Source organism: Streptomyces sp. NPDC002785 (assembly GCF_040295565.1).
Lineage (GTDB): Bacteria > Actinomycetota > Actinomycetes > Streptomycetales > Streptomycetaceae > Streptomyces.
In genome coordinates this window covers 13,378-28,091 of sequence record NZ_JBEOVN010000044.1, presented here as the reverse complement: position 1 = coordinate 28,091, position 14,714 = coordinate 13,378, and the positions used below count along the sequence as shown (strand labels likewise).

Sequence of the window (14,714 nt, the reverse complement as noted above, 5' to 3'; positions counted from 1 at the left end):
ATGATGCTCCGATTAACTTTGTACGGCTATATACACATACAAGAGAATCAAGGTGCCCGATGAACACCGATCCGTCCCGAAAGGCGCTCCTCAGGCGTGAACTGCTGGCCGCGCGCCGCCTTCTGACCCGGGAAGACGTGGAAAACGCCGCGTCGGTTCTGTCCCGGGGCGCATTGAACCTTCCGGAGTTGTCCGGGGCTCGTACCGTCGCCGCGTATGTCTCGGTGGGGAGTGAGCCGGGCACCCGCGCCCTGCTGGACGCGCTGCGTGAGCGGGGCGTGCGGGTGCTGCTGCCGGTGCTCCTCGCGGACAACGATCTGGACTGGGCGCCGTACGAAGGAGCCGGCCGTCTGGTCCGGGCCGGCCGCGGGCTGCTGGAGCCGAACGGCGAACGACTCGGTCCCGACGCGGTTCTGGACGCCGAGGTGGTCCTGCTGCCGGGGCTCGCGGTGGACGCGCGCGGCATGCGGCTCGGTCGTGGCGGCGGCAGTTACGACCGGGTGCTCGCCCGGCTCGCCGCGGCGGGGGCGCACCCGGCGCTGGTCGTCCTGCTCTACGACAACGAGGTGGTCGCGCAGGTCCCTGAGGAACCGCACGACCACCCCGTGGACGTGGTGGTGACACCGGCCGTGATCCGCCGGACGGGCCCTACGGTTTGAGGGTCAGGGCGTCGGTCGTCGACTTGGCGACGGCGTTCGTCCCGAAGGACCAGTCGAGCAGTTCACCGTTGACCCACTTGTCGGTCTGATCGGTGTAGTGCGCGCTGAACGCGTGCCCGGAGGCGCCGGTGAGGTTGATCCAGCGGGACTTGTCCCAGTCCCCCACGTTGACGACCATCCGCATCGACGGAACCCAGACGACGTCGTAGCCGCCCGCCGCGTTCCAGCCGCTGGCGTTCACCGCGGCCTCGCCACCGCCGAGGTTCCACGGGCCGCGGTTGAGGGCCCGCTGGAGCAGACCGGGGCCCTCGGTGCCGAGGGTCTGGTTCTTCAGGGTCAGCTGGTGCAGCCGTCCCCAGCTCCAGGTGGTGATGTCCTTGCCGAGCTTCGCGGTCAGCTCCCAGCGGGCGTCCTCCATGGCGCGGGCGAACAGCTGGTCGCGGTTCTCGGTCGCCGTGTCCCGGCCACTCCTCGGCGACTTCCACCAGTCGCTGTTCGGGTCGTCCATCAGGTCGGCGACCACCTGGTACCAGCGGTCACCGCCGTCCGGCTGCGCCGAGTCCGCGTCGCGCCGGCCGCACTCGCGCACCAGCTTGCCCTGCTCGTCGACCGGGCCCGAGAGGTCGGCCCGGGGCACATTGAGGCACTCGCCCTCGACCCGCAGCTCCTTGGGAAGCTTGTTGCCGAAGGCCAGCTTCAGGATGTTGCGCCAGACCGCGTTGAAGTACGCGGCCGCGGCCGAGTCGGACTCCTGGGTGTAGTCCCAGCCCTCCAGGAGCTTCTGTGCCTCGCGGACGCTCTTGTCCGAGATATTGATCTTCATCAGCTCGGGCACCAGCAGCGCGGCGATCGCGCTGGTGTTGTCCATCTGCATCTTCTGCATGTCTTCGGTCGAGATCTTCCCGCCGCCCTTGATCTTCGACTGGATGAGGTCGCTGATCCGCTGGCTGCGGGCGCCGTAGCCCCAGTCCTTGGTGAGCAGGTGGGGGTACTTCTTCTCGTCGATGACGGCCTGGTTGGCGGTGACGATGTAGCCGCGCTTCGGGTCGTACTCGTAGGGCAGCTCGTCGAACGGGACCGGGTCCTTCTTCCAGCCGTACTCCGAGGACCAGCCGGGGCTGGGCATCGTGCCGTCGCCCTGGAGGCGGACCGGGATCTTCCCGGGTGCCTGGTAGCCGATGTGGCCCTTGGTGTCGGCGTAGATGAGGTTCTGCGAGGGAACCTCGAAGTGCTCGGCCGCCGCCTGGAAGCTCTTGAAGTCCTTGGCCCGGTTGAGCTCGAAGACCGCGTCCATGGAGTGGCCGGGTTCCAGCGCGGTCCACTTCAGGGCGACCGCGTAACCCTCGGCCCGGTCCGGAGCCGAGTTGCCGACGGGGGCCTTCTGGCCGACCTTCTCCAGTTCACCGCTGCGGTCGGAGACCAGCGGACCGTTGTTGGTCTCGCGGACGGTGATCTTCCGGCTCTTGCCGCCCGCGACCTTGATGATCTCGTCACGGACGGTGAAGGGCTTGACCTTGCCGTCGTACAGGTAGCCGTCGCCGGAGACCTTCTCCAGGAAGAGGTCGCTGACGTCCGCGCCGAGGTTGGTGAAGCCCCAGGCGATGTCCTGGTTGTGGCCGATTATCACGCCGGGCATCCCGGCGAAGGTGTAGCCCGCGGTGTCGTACTGGCAGGTCGCCGTGATCTCGCGGCAGTGCAGCCCCATCTGGTACCAGAGCGAGGGCAGCTGGGGCGCCAGGTGCGGGTCGTTGGCCAGCAGCGGCTTGCCGGTCGTCGTGTAGTCGCCGGAGACCACCCAGGAGTTGGACCCGATGCCGTTGCCGTTCGGGCCGAGCAGCGCCGGGATCTGGTCGAGGGTGTCGGAGAGCGAGGAGAGCTGGGTGTTCAGGCCCTCGGTGGCGCTCGCCATGGTGTTCGAGCCGATGCCCGTCGACGGTGCCGCGTCCGGGTCGAACTTCCCGGTGACCGAGGAGATCCCGCCCCCACTGACGATCGGATCGTGCTTGTCGTACGGGTACTGCGGGTAGAGGTCCTCGATCTGCTTCGCGTCGAGCCTGCTGGTCATCAGCGAGCGGTCGATCTCGTCCTGCATGTTGCCGCGCAGGTCCCAGGCCATGGCCTTGAGCCAGGCGACCGAGTCGACCGGGGTCCACTCGCTCGGCTTGTAGTCGTTGGTGAGGCCGAGGGCGGCGTACTCGACGGAGATGTCCTTGCCGTCGCGCCCCTTGAGGTAGGCGTTCACGCCGTCCGCGTACGCCTGGAGGTTCTTCTTGGTGTCCGCGGACAGGACGTTGTCGTACTCCTCCTGGGCTACCTTGCGCCAGCCGAGCGTGCGCAGGAAGGAGTCCGTGTCGACCTGTCCGGAGCCGAACATCTCGGAGAGCCGGCCTGCCGTCATATGACGGCGGACGTCCATCTCCCAGAAGCGGTCCTGCGCCTGTACGAAGCCCTGGGCGCGGAAGAGGTCGGCATCGGAGTCCGCGTACAGCTGCGGGATTCCGTAGCTGTCGCGCTTGACGTCGACGTTGCCGTCGAGGCCGTCGAGCTTGATGGAACCGGTCGTCTGCGGGTACGAGGCCCGCACGGTGGATACGGACCAGAACGCGCCGTAACCGATACCCGCGACAAGCGCCAGCACCAGAACGATCACGATCAGGCGGGCACGTCGCCCCTTCTTCCTGCCGGTCTTCCCACCGGCGGAACCAGTGGTGCCGGAAGAGGCGGTTGTGTTGGCGGGCATCGCTGTCCTTCGAGGGGCAGGTGGTCCTGGGAGTGCAGGAGCAACCATAGGCGCAGGACCGGGGCGGCTCTGACGCGGCATCGGGATGGCTCGAATTGCGTGGCGATCGCACGAATGATCGAGCGCATCAAGAAAGCGTTAAAGATTAGGTAAGGTAACGAAGTACCGGCCGTCCATGGCCGATGCCGAGGATTGATTCGGCAGGCGTACGCAGGGAAGGAACGGCCACTGACTGTCCACGCGCTCAACGAACTCCTGCTCGTCTGCTCACTCGTCCTGCTCGTCGCGGTGGCGGCGGTGCGCATCTCGTCCCGCAGCGGGCTCCCCAGCCTGCTCCTGTACCTCGGCATCGGGATCGCCATAGGGCAGGACGGCATCTTCGACGTCAAGTTCGACAATGCGGAACTGACCCAGGTGATCGGCTATGCCGCACTTGTCGTGATCCTCGCCGAGGGTGGCCTGGGCACGAAGTGGAAAGAGATCAAACCCGCACTGCCGGCTGCCGCGGCACTCTCGATCGTCGGCGTCGCGGTGAGCGTCGGCGTCACCGCAGCCGGGGCGCACTACCTGGTCGGCCTGGACTGGCGGCAGTCGTTGATCATCGGCGCGGTCGTCTCGTCGACGGATGCCGCCGCGGTCTTCTCCGTGCTGCGCAAGGTGCCGCTGCCCGCCCGGGTCACCGGGATACTGGAGGCCGAGTCGGGCTTCAACGACGCGCCCGTCGTGATCCTGGTGGTGGCCTTCTCGACCAGGGGGCCGGTGGACAGCTGGTACGTACTGGTCGGCGAGATTGCCCTGGAGCTCGCGATCGGTGCGGCCGTCGGTCTCGCTGTTGGCTGGCTCGGCTCGTTCGGACTGCGTCATGTGGCGCTGCCCGCGTCCGGTCTGTATCCGATCGCCGTGATGGCGATCGCGGTGTCCGCGTACGCGGCGGGCGCCCTGGCCCACGGCAGTGGCTTCCTCGCCGTCTATCTGGCCGCGATGATCCTCGGCAACGCCAAACTGCCGCACTGGCCCGCCACCCGCGGCTTCGCCGACGGGCTCGGCTGGATCGCCCAGATCGGCATGTTCGTGCTGCTCGGACTCCTGGTCACCCCGCACGATCTGCTCGACGACTTCTGGCCCGCCGTCATCGTGGGCCTGGTACTGACCGTGGTGGCACGTCCGCTGGAGGTCTTCATCTCGCTGGCGCCGTTCCGGCTGCCCTGGCAGGAGAAGACGTTCATGTCCTGGGCGGGGCTGCGCGGCGCCGTACCCATCATCCTGGCGACCATTCCGATGGTGTCCGGAGTCGAGGGCTCCACCCGCGTCTTCAACATCGTCTTCGTACTCGTCGTCGTGTACACCCTCATCCAGGGACCGACCCTGCCCTGGATGGCGAAGGCCCTGAAGATCGCCGACGATCCGGCCGAGGCCACCGACCTGGGCATCGAGTCGGCGCCGCTGGAGCGGCTGCGCGGCCATCTGCTGTCGGTGGCGATCCCCGGGAAGTCGAAGATGCACGGCGTGGAGATCGGGGAGCTGCGGCTGCCCGCCGGGGCCGCGGTCACCCTGGTCGTACGGGACCACAAGAGCTTCGTACCGGCGCCGTCGACCATACTGCGACGCGGCGACGAACTGCTGGTGGTCACCACCGACCCGGTGCGCGACGCGGCGGAGGAACGGCTGCGCGCGGTCGGCGAGGGCGGCAAGCTCGCGGGCTGGCTGGGGACGAATGGCAGCGACGGGAGCCTCGCCGGGCCTCATGTGGCACATGAGGTGACGCACAAGCTGAAGACCATGAAGAAGCCGAGGAAGGCCGACGGGCCGAAAACGCGCCGTTGAGAAGGCCGCCGGGGCTGCGCGCTGTCGATCCGGGGCGGGGGCGTGGGCCTTGCGCACATCAGAGGTGCGCAAGGACGTCCGCCTGTATCATGCAGGAAACCTGATCGGCCCCTGCAGTGGGGTCGGCCAACCCGATCGACCAATCTGAACGACCAACTCTGCCTGATGCAGAGCTGGCGCGACCGTATGGCGGTCGTGGCGTCCTCCGCCTCTGCTGAGCGCCCGGCATCTACCGCAGTTCCGCGCGAAGAGGACAGCTCTCGGCAGCACTCGCACGAGCCCGCACCACCTGTGCCGGCCCGGACCCGCGGGAGCTCGGCCACCAGGCGGCAGAAAGGCATGGACCGTGGCGTCCACGGTCTCCGACCGCCCCGGTTACGGGCAGTTGCTGCGCACCCCCGGTGCGTGGACGTTTCTCCTGCCGGGCTTCGCCGCACGGCAGCCCTTCGCGATGCTGACGATCGGCATCGTGCTACTGGTTCAGCACACCACCGGCTCGTACGGCAGCGCGGGCTCCGTCGCCGCCGTGACCGGTGTCTCCATGGCACTGTTCGCACCGCAGACCGGCAAACTCGCCGACCGTTTCGGCCAGCGCGCCGTGCTGCTGCCCGGTGTCCTGGTGCACGCGGCGTCCGTATCCGCACTGACTGCGCTGGCGCTGGCGGACGCGCCCCTGTGGGCCCTGTTCGCGGCGGCCGTGCCGACCGGCGCGTCCGTTCCGCAGATCGGGCCGATGGTACGGGCCCGCTGGGCGGCCGTACTGGGCGCGGCACCGGGCCGTAAGGCCTCGCCGCTGATGTCCACCGCGGCCGCCTTCGAATCGGTGACGGACGAGTTCACCTTCGTCATCGGCCCGGTGCTCGCCACCGCACTGTGCACGGGAGTGCACCCGGCGGCCGGCCTGATCGCGGAAGCCGGGCTGACTCTGGTCGGCGGACTGTTCTTCGCCGCGCAGCGCCGCACCCAGCCGGCGGTGCGCGACACCGCGTCCGGCTCCTCTCAGCGGCATGAGTCCGCCCTGTCCATACCGGGTGTACGGGTGCTCGCGGTGGCCTTCCTGGGAATCGGCGCGGTCTTCGGCGGCATGCAGGTCTCGCTGACCGCCTTCACCGAGGAGATCGGCCGGCCCGGGGCGAACGGTCTGCTGTACGGGGTCTTCGCGGCCGGCAACATGCTGGCCGGGATCGCCTGCGGCGCCATCGCCTGGAAGAGCGGGCCGCGACGGCGTCTGATCGTCGGGTACGCGGCACTGACCCTGACCGCGTCCGGACTGTGGGCGGTGCACTCCGTGCCCCTGCTGGCCGGGCTCGGACTGCTGGTCGGGCTCTCCATCGCCCCGGCCCTGATCAGCGGCTACACGCTGGTCGAGGCGCTGGTGCCGGGGTCCGCCCGGACCGAGGCGTTCACCTGGCTGACGGGCTCGGTCGCCCTCGGCCAGGCGGCCGCGGTGACGGTCGCCGGGAGGCTCGCCGACGCCCACGGCGCGAGCACCGGTTTCGTGGTGCCGCTTGTGGGGACCGTACTGGCGCTGGCCACCCTGCTGGCACTGCGCTCCAGGCTCGCACCCGCCGCTTCGGAACGGACCGTGGCACGTGGTATCGGTCACCGGGAGCCGGTCACGGTGGACTGATCCAGCGGAATACGTCACTATGGAGCGTCGTTAGCACTCATTGAGTGAGAGTGCCAGGAGGAGCAAGTGCCGACCTATCAGTACCAGTGCACCGAATGTGGCGAGGGCCTTGAGGCGGTGCAGAAGTTCACCGATGATGCCCTGACCGCGTGCCCGAGCTGCGAAGGACGCCTGAAGAAGGTGTTCTCGGCGGTCGGCATTGTCTTCAAGGGTTCCGGTTTCTACCGGAACGACAGCCGTGGCTCCTCGTCGAGCAGCACGTCGGCGTCGTCCTCGGCGAAGGCATCCGGTTCCGCTTCGTCCGATTCATCGTCGTCGACGGGGTCGGACACGAAGTCGTCCGCTTCCTCCTCGCCCGCCGCGTCTTCTTCGTCCTCCTCGTCGTCCTCGACGAGTGGTACGTCGGCCGCCTGAGCCGAACCGCACTTCCCCGAGGACCCCGCCGATGCGTTCGGCGGGGTCCTCGGCGTTTTCCCGCGCCGCTAGTGTGATCGCATGGCAAACGCAGAGATCGGTGTCATCGGCGGCTCGGGCTTGTACTCCTTCCTCGAGGACGTCACGGAGGTGCGGGTGGACACCCCGTACGGACAGCCGAGCGACTCCCTGTTCCTCGGCGAGGTCGGCGGCCGCCGGGTCGCCTTCCTGCCCCGCCACGGACGCGGCCACCATCTGCCGCCGCACCGCATCAACTACCGGGCCAACCTGTGGGCGCTGCGCTCCGTCGGCGTACGTCAGGTGCTCGGCCCGTGCGCGGTGGGCGGCCTGCGTCCGGAGTACGGGCCGGGCACCCTGCTCGTGCCCGACCAGCTGGTGGACCGCACCAAGGCCCGGACGCAGACGTACTACGACGGGGAGATCCGGGCCGATGGCGCGGAGCCGAACGTCCTGCATCTGGGCTTCGCCGATCCGTACTGCCCCGATGGGCGCAGGGCCGCGCTGGCGGCGGCTCGCGCGAAGAGCTGGGAGCCGGTGGACGGCGGGACACTGGTGGTCGTGGAGGGGCCGCGCTTCTCGACCCGGGCGGAATCGCGCTGGCATGCGGCGATGGGCTGGTCGGTGGTCGGAATGACCGGGCACCCGGAGGCGGTCCTCGCCCGTGAACTGGGCCTCTGCTACACGACGATGACGCTGGTGACGGACCTCGACGCGGGCGCGGAGGCCGGGGAGGGCGTCTCGCACGGGGAGGTGCTGAAGGTGTTCGCGGCCAACGTGGACCGGCTGCGTGCGGTGCTCTTCGACGTGGTGGCCGCGCTACCTGCGGAGGCGGACCGCGACTGCACGTGCTCACATGCGCTGGACGGGCTCAAGACGGGGATCGAGCTTCCTTAGCAGGGTGGGTGGGGGACGGTTGCGGCGTGCGTGGGTGACGGTTGCGGCGTGCGTGAGTGACGGGGTTGTCCACAACGCCGGAGCCGTCCACAGGCTTCGGCGAGAAACTCGTGGACGGTGGATCGTGAGGGGTGTTCGTCCGAAACTCCTCACGGCAGGTGGTGTTGGCCATGTTCCCGTCGCTCCCGTCTGTGTCCTCTGAACGTCTCACTTCGGTTGCCGGGGAGGTATGCCCGACGGCTCCGGGGCCTCCGGCGTCGGCTCCCCCGCCCAGTGGTGTGCCCGCGTTCGAGCCTTTGCGGGTGCGCGGAGGTGGTGGGCACCGGCTGCGGCGGGCTTTGTGGCGGCAGCGCCGCGCTCTGGCCGCCGGGCTGGCCCTGACGGCTGCCGCGCTGGCCGCGACGGGGCTGGGCGGCGGTGCGGGCGGCGATACGGCGCATGGGGCAGGGGGTACGGCCGGGGCGGCGCCGGAGCGGGTGCGGCGGCCGGTTCCGTTGGTGTCCGCGCCGGTCCGGATCGCGGATGCGGGGACGGTGCGGCTGTTACGGCCGGGTGATCGCGTCGATGTGATCGCCGCCGAGGGGACCGGAGCCGATGCCCGGGTGCTGGCGAAGGGCGCACGGGTGGCAGATGTACCGCAGGCCACGGCCGAAGGTCTCGCGGAGAACGGCGCGCTGATCGTGCTGTCCGTCCCCCGGGGCACGGCCGCCTCGCTGGCCGGTGCGGGTATCTCGGCCAGGCTGGCGGTGACCCTGTGCTGATTCGTACCGATGAGCCGTCAAGTCACCTGATCAAAGGTGCGAATTGGGTGATTCCATCGCCTACTGCCGTAAGTTGCAAAGGAGTTGGCTCCGCCTACGACACATGTGTCACGGACCCGAAGACGGGCGAGACGACCGAGGGCATCCGGATCCTGTGGGGCTCGGTGCTCAGTGCCACCCTCAGCTTTGTGCGCCCCGGGGGGCGAGGCCCTCGGCCAGGACCCCGGCCGAGGCCACGACCAGTAGCGGGACGCTCGGCAGGGGGACCGGCAGCAGCGTCGTCGGACCACCACGGAGCGGGGGCTCAGATGTGGTGGGGCGGCTTCTCGTCGAGAAAGCGCGCCAGATCGGCGGCGCTCCCGCCGGCCGGGGCCCGCTCGCCCCACCCTCGGTCCGTATCGTCCGCGGACTGCTGGTCCAGCGGATCGTCGAAGATCAGAGCCGGTTTGGGTTTCGTAGGTTCCGGCTGGGTCGGCTTCGAATCGCGCGGGCCGGGGGCGGGGGCGGTGCTCATATCTCAAGGGTACGGCTGTGGTCAGCGATCCTTCGGGTCGAGCGCCCACAGCCCGAGGACGACGAGGAACGACAGGCAGAGGAAGCCGGCACCCCACCAGGCCGTACCGGTGTGGCCCTCCATCCACGCGTCGATGATGACGGTCAGGCCCCAGAGCTGTCCGATGACGACGGTCATCGCCAAGGCCAGCCGGGCCGTCAGTTTCGAGGAGCGCTCGGGTTCCTGCTCGGTGCCGGCACCCGGGCCGGGACCGGTGTGGCGGACCCGGGGGTCGCCGTAGCCGCTGGTGGCGCGGATCTGCGGATAGCGTTCGTGGACGGGGCGGTTGAGTTCGGGGCGGGCGCTGCCCGGACGGTACTCCGGATAGTCGGGGGACTCCTGGTTGCGGGGCTGCCGGGCGTCGGTCATGTCCGCCTGCCGGGGGTCTCGGCCTCGGCGGCCCGGGGTGTCTCCGCGCCTCCGCCTCTGACCGCGGGGCAGCCGATGCGGGACGCGAGGTCCGGGCGGTCGGTGCTGAGCTGGCGGCACAGGCCGTGCTCGATGCTCTCGCCCGAGCGGGTCGTGCCGACCGCCCAGACGCTGCCGTCGGCCTGCTCGGTGAGCACCACCTTGGGCAGTGCGCGGGGCGGTGGCCCGGCGGTGACCTCTCCGGTGCGGGCGTCGAAGATGCCCTCGTGGCAGGGGCAGTACAGCTCGCCCCCGGAGCCACGATCGTTGCGCCAGAGCACGGCACAGGCGAGATGGGTACAGATGGCGGAGTAGCCGACGAGGGTGCCGTCGTCGAGCCGGACGGCCACCGCCCGGTCCTCTTCGTCCGGGTAGCGGAAGGCGATGGACTCACCGGGAAGGAGCTGAGCGGTGATCTTCTTCGGCGCGAGTGCCTTGGCGTTGTCGGGGTCGCCGTGGCGCGGAAGGATTCCGCTGGCCACGCCGAGGCCGCCGACGGCGAGTCCGCCCGAGACGGTCGTGACGATCCGGAGGTAGTCGCGCCGGGTGGTGAGGGAGTCGGCGGCGATCCGGTCGCGCAGGGCTTCGCGCGGGTCCCCGGAGGGCGGCTGGCCGGTGACACTCATCGACGGACGTCCTTCCCGTTGATCTCGACGACTGGAAGGCCGCCGGGCACCGGCCACTGGACCTTGTCGGCGGGTACGACCATGGCGACGCCTGTGCGCACCTCGCTCCGGCCGAAGACGAAGGTGTCGGCGACCTGCACGCCGGGGCGCTCGGCCTGGAGCTCCTCGACGGTCCCGTAGAACAGCGCTCCCGTCGGGCAGACGGTCGCGCACATGGGGGCGAGGCCGTAGGCGGTGCGGTCGTAGCAGAGGTTGCATTTCATCTGCAGCTTCGCCTGCAGATCGATCTTCGGGACACCGAAGGGGCAGGCGTTGACGCAGTTTGCGCAGCCGATGCAGCGGGTGGTGTCGGCTTGCTGGACCACACCGTCGGCGGTCACCAGGATCGCGTCGGCGGGGCAGACCTCGGCGCACGGGGCGACCGGGTCCTCACAGTGCATGCAGACCGTGGGGAGGGAGGCCACGGACTGACCCTCGTCGGTGTAGTCGAGGTGGATCATCGACTTACCGCGGTGCGAGTCGCATTCCCGGCAGGCGGAGACACAGGCCTGGCAGCCGATGCAGCGCCCCGGGTCGATGAAGATCGTTCTGCCCATCATGCGGTGATCAGTCCCTCTCCGAGGTGCCACGACCCTGGGGGGAAGTGGGCGGCAGCGGGTCGGTACGGGAGACCTGGACCTCCGGGTAGGCGACGTGGCCGGGTGCGACAGGAGGTGCGGGGACCTCGTCGATCGTTTCGGCGTGCTCGATACGGCAGGCGCACACCTTGTATTCGGGGATCTTGGAGCGGGGGTCGAGGGCGTCGATGGTCAGGGCGTTGGCCGCGGTGGGGACGGGCCAGTGGTACGGGATGAAGACGGTGTCGGGGCGGATCGCCTCGGTGACCAGGGCGGGGAAGACCTCGCTGCCGCGCCGGGTGACGACGCGGACCGGTTCGCCGTTGCGGAAGCCGTGGGAGGGGTGGAGTTCGGCCCAGGGGCGCGGGGTCTGTTCGACGAGGGCGCCCAGGCGGCGGGTCTGGTTGCCGGAGAGGAAGTGGGCGACGGTGCGTCCGGTGGTCAGCGACATGGGGTGCTCGTCGTCGTACGGGTCCATCGGCGGGTGCCACTCGACGACCTGCAGATGGATCTTGCCGTCGGGGTGGTAGGTCTTCCCGTCCTCGAAGAGCCGAGGGGTGCCGGGGTGATCGGTGGAGGGGCAGGGCCAGACAATGCCGCCGGTCTCCTCCAGCCGCTCGTAGGTGATGCCGTAGTAGTCGTTGACGGTGCCGGCGGAGGCGGTCCGCAGCTCGTCGAAGACCTCGCGGGCATCGGCGAAGGCGAATTTGTCGCCCGCGCCCAGGCGCTTGGCGAGTTCGCACAGCACCCAGGTGTCGGTCCGTACGCCGGGGGGCGGGTCCTGGGCCTTGTTGTGCTTGACCACCCGGGCCTCGGCATTGGCCATCACCCCTTCGTCCTCGGCCCAGGTGGTGACGGGGAAGACGACATGTGCGTTGGCAGCGGTCTCGGAAAGGAAGAAGTCGAATTGGGCATGGAACTCTGTGGCGTCGTACCCCTCCTTGACCACCTTGTAGTTGGGAAGGGAGACGAAGGGGTTGTTGCAGATGCCGAGCAGTCCGCGGATCTCGAGGCGCCGCATCTGCCAGACCATTTCCATCATCGAGGTGCCTGCGGGCGGGAGTTCGGACTCCTCGATGCCCCAGATCTCGCAGATCTGTCGGCGGTGCTCCTCGTTCGTGATCGAGCGGCCGCCGGGAAGGAGGTCGGCCTTCTGGCCGTGCTCGCGGCCGCCCTGCCCGTTGCCCTGGCCGGTGAGGGTGCCGTAACCGGCGCCGGGCTTGCCGATGTGGCCGGTGGCGGTGCAGAGGTTGATCACGCTGAGGCAGTTCTCGACTCCCTGCGAGTGATGCTCGATGCCGCGGGCGTGCCAGGCCATGGCCTTGGGGGCGCGGGCGAAGGCGCGGGCGACCTGGACGATCTGCGGGGCGGGGATGCCGCAGATCTCGGCGGCCCGGGACGGCGGGTACTCACCGGCCTTGGCCTTCACCTCCTCCCAGCCGGTGGCGTGGGCGGCGAGATAGGCCTCGTCGGTCAGGCCCTCCTCGATGACGACGTTCAGTACGGAGTTGAAGAAGGCCGAGTCGGTGCCGGGCTTGAGCGCGACATGGATGTCGGCGGTGCGGGCGATCGCGGTCTCCCGCGGGTCGACGACGATCAGGCTTGCGCCGCGGTCCCGGGCTCCCCACACGTACTGGGTCATCACGGGGAAGCACTCACCGACGTTGGCGCCCGCGATCAGCAGGCAGTCGGTGAGCAGCATGTCGGAGAAGGGGTTGCCGGCCCGGTCGATACCGAAGGCGAGCTTGTTGGCGCCCGCGGCGCTGACCATGCAGAGCCGGCCGTTGTAGTCGACATGCCGGGACTTGAGGGCGACCCGGGCGAATTTGCCGACCAGATAGGTCTTTTCGGTAAAGAGGCTGGCGCCGCCGAGGAGCCCGAAGGCGTCGTTGCCGTAACTCTGCTGGATGCGCTTGATCTCGGAGGCGGTGAAGTCGAGCGCCTCGTCCCAGGAGACCTCGTGGAAGTCCTCGTCGCGGGTACGGCGCATGAGCGGGGCGGTGAGCCGGTCGGGGTGGTTGACCTGCTGATACGCGTTGATGCCCTTGGGGCACAGCCGCATCCGGTTGATGTCGTGGTTGCGGGGTTCGACGCCGAAGACCTTGCCTGCGCGGTCGACACGCAGATACATCCCGCACTGGACGCCGCAGAAGCAGCAGTGGGTGGGGACGAGTGTCTCGCCCTCCTGGTCGGCGTGCCACCGGTCGGCGGGGATACCTCCCGCGTCCCGGAAGGCCCGGGTGCCGGGCGGCGCGAGGGAGGGGTCGAGAGGGACGACCGTACGGGGGTCGGCCGCTCGCGGATCCGAGGTCACTTGAAGCCCTTCTTCACCTGGGAGAGATAGGCGCTGCCGCGCAGCACCCGCTTGCAGCGCGGGCAGTATTCGGCCCACTCGTCGAAGCCGAGGCTGAGATCGCGCATGGTGCCGCGGAGGTTCTCGACGTACGGCCCGGTGTCGATGGGCTCCTCGCAGCGGCGGCAGCCGAAGACCTCCTGGTCCTGCCGGGTGGTGTATTTGAACAGCTGCATGCCGACCGCGGCCGGGCGCTGGACGATGTGGAAGAACTTCCCGAACGGGATGTAGACGAGGGTGAGGACCACCGACACCATGTGGAGGATCGCCAGGAATTCGTAGCCGCCGCCGTGCAGGAAGATCGACGAGAAGGTGAGCAGCAGACCGGTCACGGAGATGACGATCAGGGCGATCAGCGGCACCAGGTCGTAGGCGAAGCGCTGGCCGGTGATGGCGCCGCGGTCCTTCATCCGCCGCCAGAGGAAGTACGAGGCGCCGGGGATCACAAGCACGGCGGCGATGTCCAGGCCGTGGAACATCAGCCAGCCCAGGATGTCCAGGGAGTCGAAGCCGATGATCTTGAAGCCCCAGATGCGCATCTCATAGCCGGGGCCCGAGCCGGAGCCGGAGGTGAAGGTGAACCAGCCCCAGGTCAGCGGGAAGGTGATCAGGGAGGCGAGGACGCAGCCCCAGAAGATCAGTTGGTGGGCGGCCCAGCGGGCGTGGGAACGGGCGCCGAGGAATTTCTGGAAGCCCAGATAGGTGGCGATCATCTTGGGCAGGGCTGTGGGGGCCTTACGGAAGTTGGCCACGGAGAAGAAGCTCCGCCACCCCTGCTTGAACAGGCGCCGGGCGCCGGGCGCGGAGATCCAGACCGTGTAGCGGTAGGCGACGGCGAAGGCGAGGAAGACGGTGGCGACGGCGTACGGAAGAAGGGCGGAGTCGAAATTCTCCAGAAACCGGCTGCCGAACACGATCGCGAGGATCAGCAGGCCGGAGACGATGACGCCGGCCGAGGTCGCGCGGGCGGTGACGGACCGAGGTGCGGCGGACCAGGGTCCGGTAGCCCCGGCCGCCGACGGGGTGCCGGGCGCTCCGGAGAAGTCGGCGCGTGCACCGGGGGCGGGCTGCGCGGCTGCGGCGGAGGCGTCTGAGGGCTCGGTCACCCCGTCACCGTAGGGTCATATGAAGCAATCCGTCCTGTTTTGCGGCTCGGCGGGGTGAGCCCGTTCGTCCGTCCGGCTCGAAGCCCGTCGGACGGCTCGAAGTGCGTC

General features: G+C 69.1%; 13 protein-coding genes and 1 pseudogene. 7 read left to right on the top strand and 7 right to left on the bottom strand.

Annotated features, from left to right (window positions below; translation table 11 throughout):
* Nucleotides 1-59 precede the first annotated feature (59 nt).
* On the top strand, nt 60-659 hold the full coding sequence (locus ABTZ94_RS13835) for a 5-formyltetrahydrofolate cyclo-ligase (RefSeq protein ID WP_351200728.1): 600 nt from the start codon (nt 60-62) through the stop codon (nt 657-659).
* Here the strand turns inward: ABTZ94_RS13835 and ABTZ94_RS13830 are convergent.
* Nucleotides 649-3,399 (bottom strand): penicillin acylase family protein, encoded by a 2,751-nt coding sequence (locus ABTZ94_RS13830; RefSeq protein WP_351200726.1) that lies wholly within the window; start codon nt 3,397-3,399, stop codon nt 649-651. The two genes, ABTZ94_RS13835 and ABTZ94_RS13830, sit on opposite strands and share 11 nt — an antisense overlap.
* A 288-nt stretch (nt 3,400-3,687) precedes the next feature.
* Between ABTZ94_RS13830 and ABTZ94_RS13825 the strand changes: the two genes are divergently transcribed.
* From ABTZ94_RS13825 to ABTZ94_RS13800, 6 genes and pseudogenes are all read left to right on the top strand, one after another.
* Nucleotides 3,688-5,223 carry a potassium/proton antiporter gene (locus tag ABTZ94_RS13825; protein WP_502967237.1) on the top strand — a complete coding sequence of 512 codons (1,536 nt, stop codon included), beginning with the start codon at nt 3,688-3,690 and terminating at the stop codon, nt 5,221-5,223.
* Nucleotides 5,224-5,569: 346 nt separating this feature from the next.
* Entirely contained in the window at nt 5,570-6,853 is a 1,284-nt protein-coding gene (locus ABTZ94_RS13820; protein ID WP_351200724.1) for an MFS transporter, read from the top strand.
* A 66-nt stretch (nt 6,854-6,919) separates the two neighbouring features.
* Nucleotides 6,920-7,267, top strand: coding sequence for an FmdB family zinc ribbon protein (locus ABTZ94_RS13815; RefSeq protein ID WP_351200722.1), 348 nt, complete (start codon nt 6,920-6,922; stop codon nt 7,265-7,267).
* Between the two features lie 81 nt (nt 7,268-7,348).
* The gene (locus tag ABTZ94_RS13810; RefSeq protein WP_351200720.1) at nt 7,349-8,182 is read left to right on the top strand and encodes an S-methyl-5'-thioadenosine phosphorylase; all 834 of its coding nucleotides are present in this window, start codon (nt 7,349-7,351) and stop codon (nt 8,180-8,182) included.
* Between the two features lie 170 nt (nt 8,183-8,352).
* On the top strand, nt 8,353-8,943 hold the full coding sequence (locus ABTZ94_RS13805; protein ID WP_502967236.1) for a hypothetical protein: 591 nt from the start codon (nt 8,353-8,355) through the stop codon (nt 8,941-8,943).
* Nucleotides 8,944-9,047: 104 nt separating this feature from the next.
* Nucleotides 9,048-9,134 (top strand): annotated as a pseudogene (locus ABTZ94_RS13800) (large conductance mechanosensitive channel protein MscL); the annotation flags it as partial.
* A gap of 113 nt (nt 9,135-9,247) precedes the next feature.
* Here ABTZ94_RS13800 and ABTZ94_RS13795 read toward each other — a convergent pair.
* The 6 genes from ABTZ94_RS13795 to ABTZ94_RS13770 are packed head-to-tail and all read right to left on the bottom strand — an operon-like array spanning nt 9,248 to nt 14,606.
* Nucleotides 9,248-9,457 (bottom strand): hypothetical protein, encoded by a 210-nt coding sequence (locus tag ABTZ94_RS13795; protein WP_351200716.1) that lies wholly within the window; start codon nt 9,455-9,457, stop codon nt 9,248-9,250.
* 21 nt (nt 9,458-9,478) lie between these two features.
* The gene (locus ABTZ94_RS13790; RefSeq protein WP_351200714.1) at nt 9,479-9,865 is read right to left on the bottom strand and encodes a hypothetical protein; all 387 of its coding nucleotides are present in this window, start codon (nt 9,863-9,865) and stop codon (nt 9,479-9,481) included.
* A complete protein-coding gene (locus tag ABTZ94_RS13785) occupies nt 9,862-10,530 on the bottom strand; it encodes a Rieske (2Fe-2S) protein (protein ID WP_351200712.1) in 669 nt (222 codons plus the stop codon). The genes ABTZ94_RS13790 and ABTZ94_RS13785 overlap by 4 nt, the downstream gene beginning before the upstream one ends.
* Nucleotides 10,527-11,129: a 4Fe-4S dicluster domain-containing protein gene (locus ABTZ94_RS13780; RefSeq protein ID WP_114245025.1), complete on the bottom strand. Its 603-nt coding sequence runs from the start codon at nt 11,127-11,129 to the stop codon at nt 10,527-10,529. The genes ABTZ94_RS13785 and ABTZ94_RS13780 overlap by 4 nt, the downstream gene beginning before the upstream one ends.
* Before the next feature lie 7 nt (nt 11,130-11,136).
* Nucleotides 11,137-13,461, bottom strand: a complete 2,325-nt coding sequence (locus ABTZ94_RS13775) for a molybdopterin oxidoreductase family protein (protein WP_351200710.1) — start codon at nt 13,459-13,461, stop codon at nt 11,137-11,139.
* Entirely contained in the window at nt 13,458-14,606 is a 1,149-nt protein-coding gene (locus ABTZ94_RS13770; protein WP_351200708.1) for an MFS transporter, read from the bottom strand. Before ABTZ94_RS13770 ends, ABTZ94_RS13775 begins: the two co-directional genes overlap by 4 nt.
* Nucleotides 14,607-14,714: the final 108 nt, after the last annotated feature.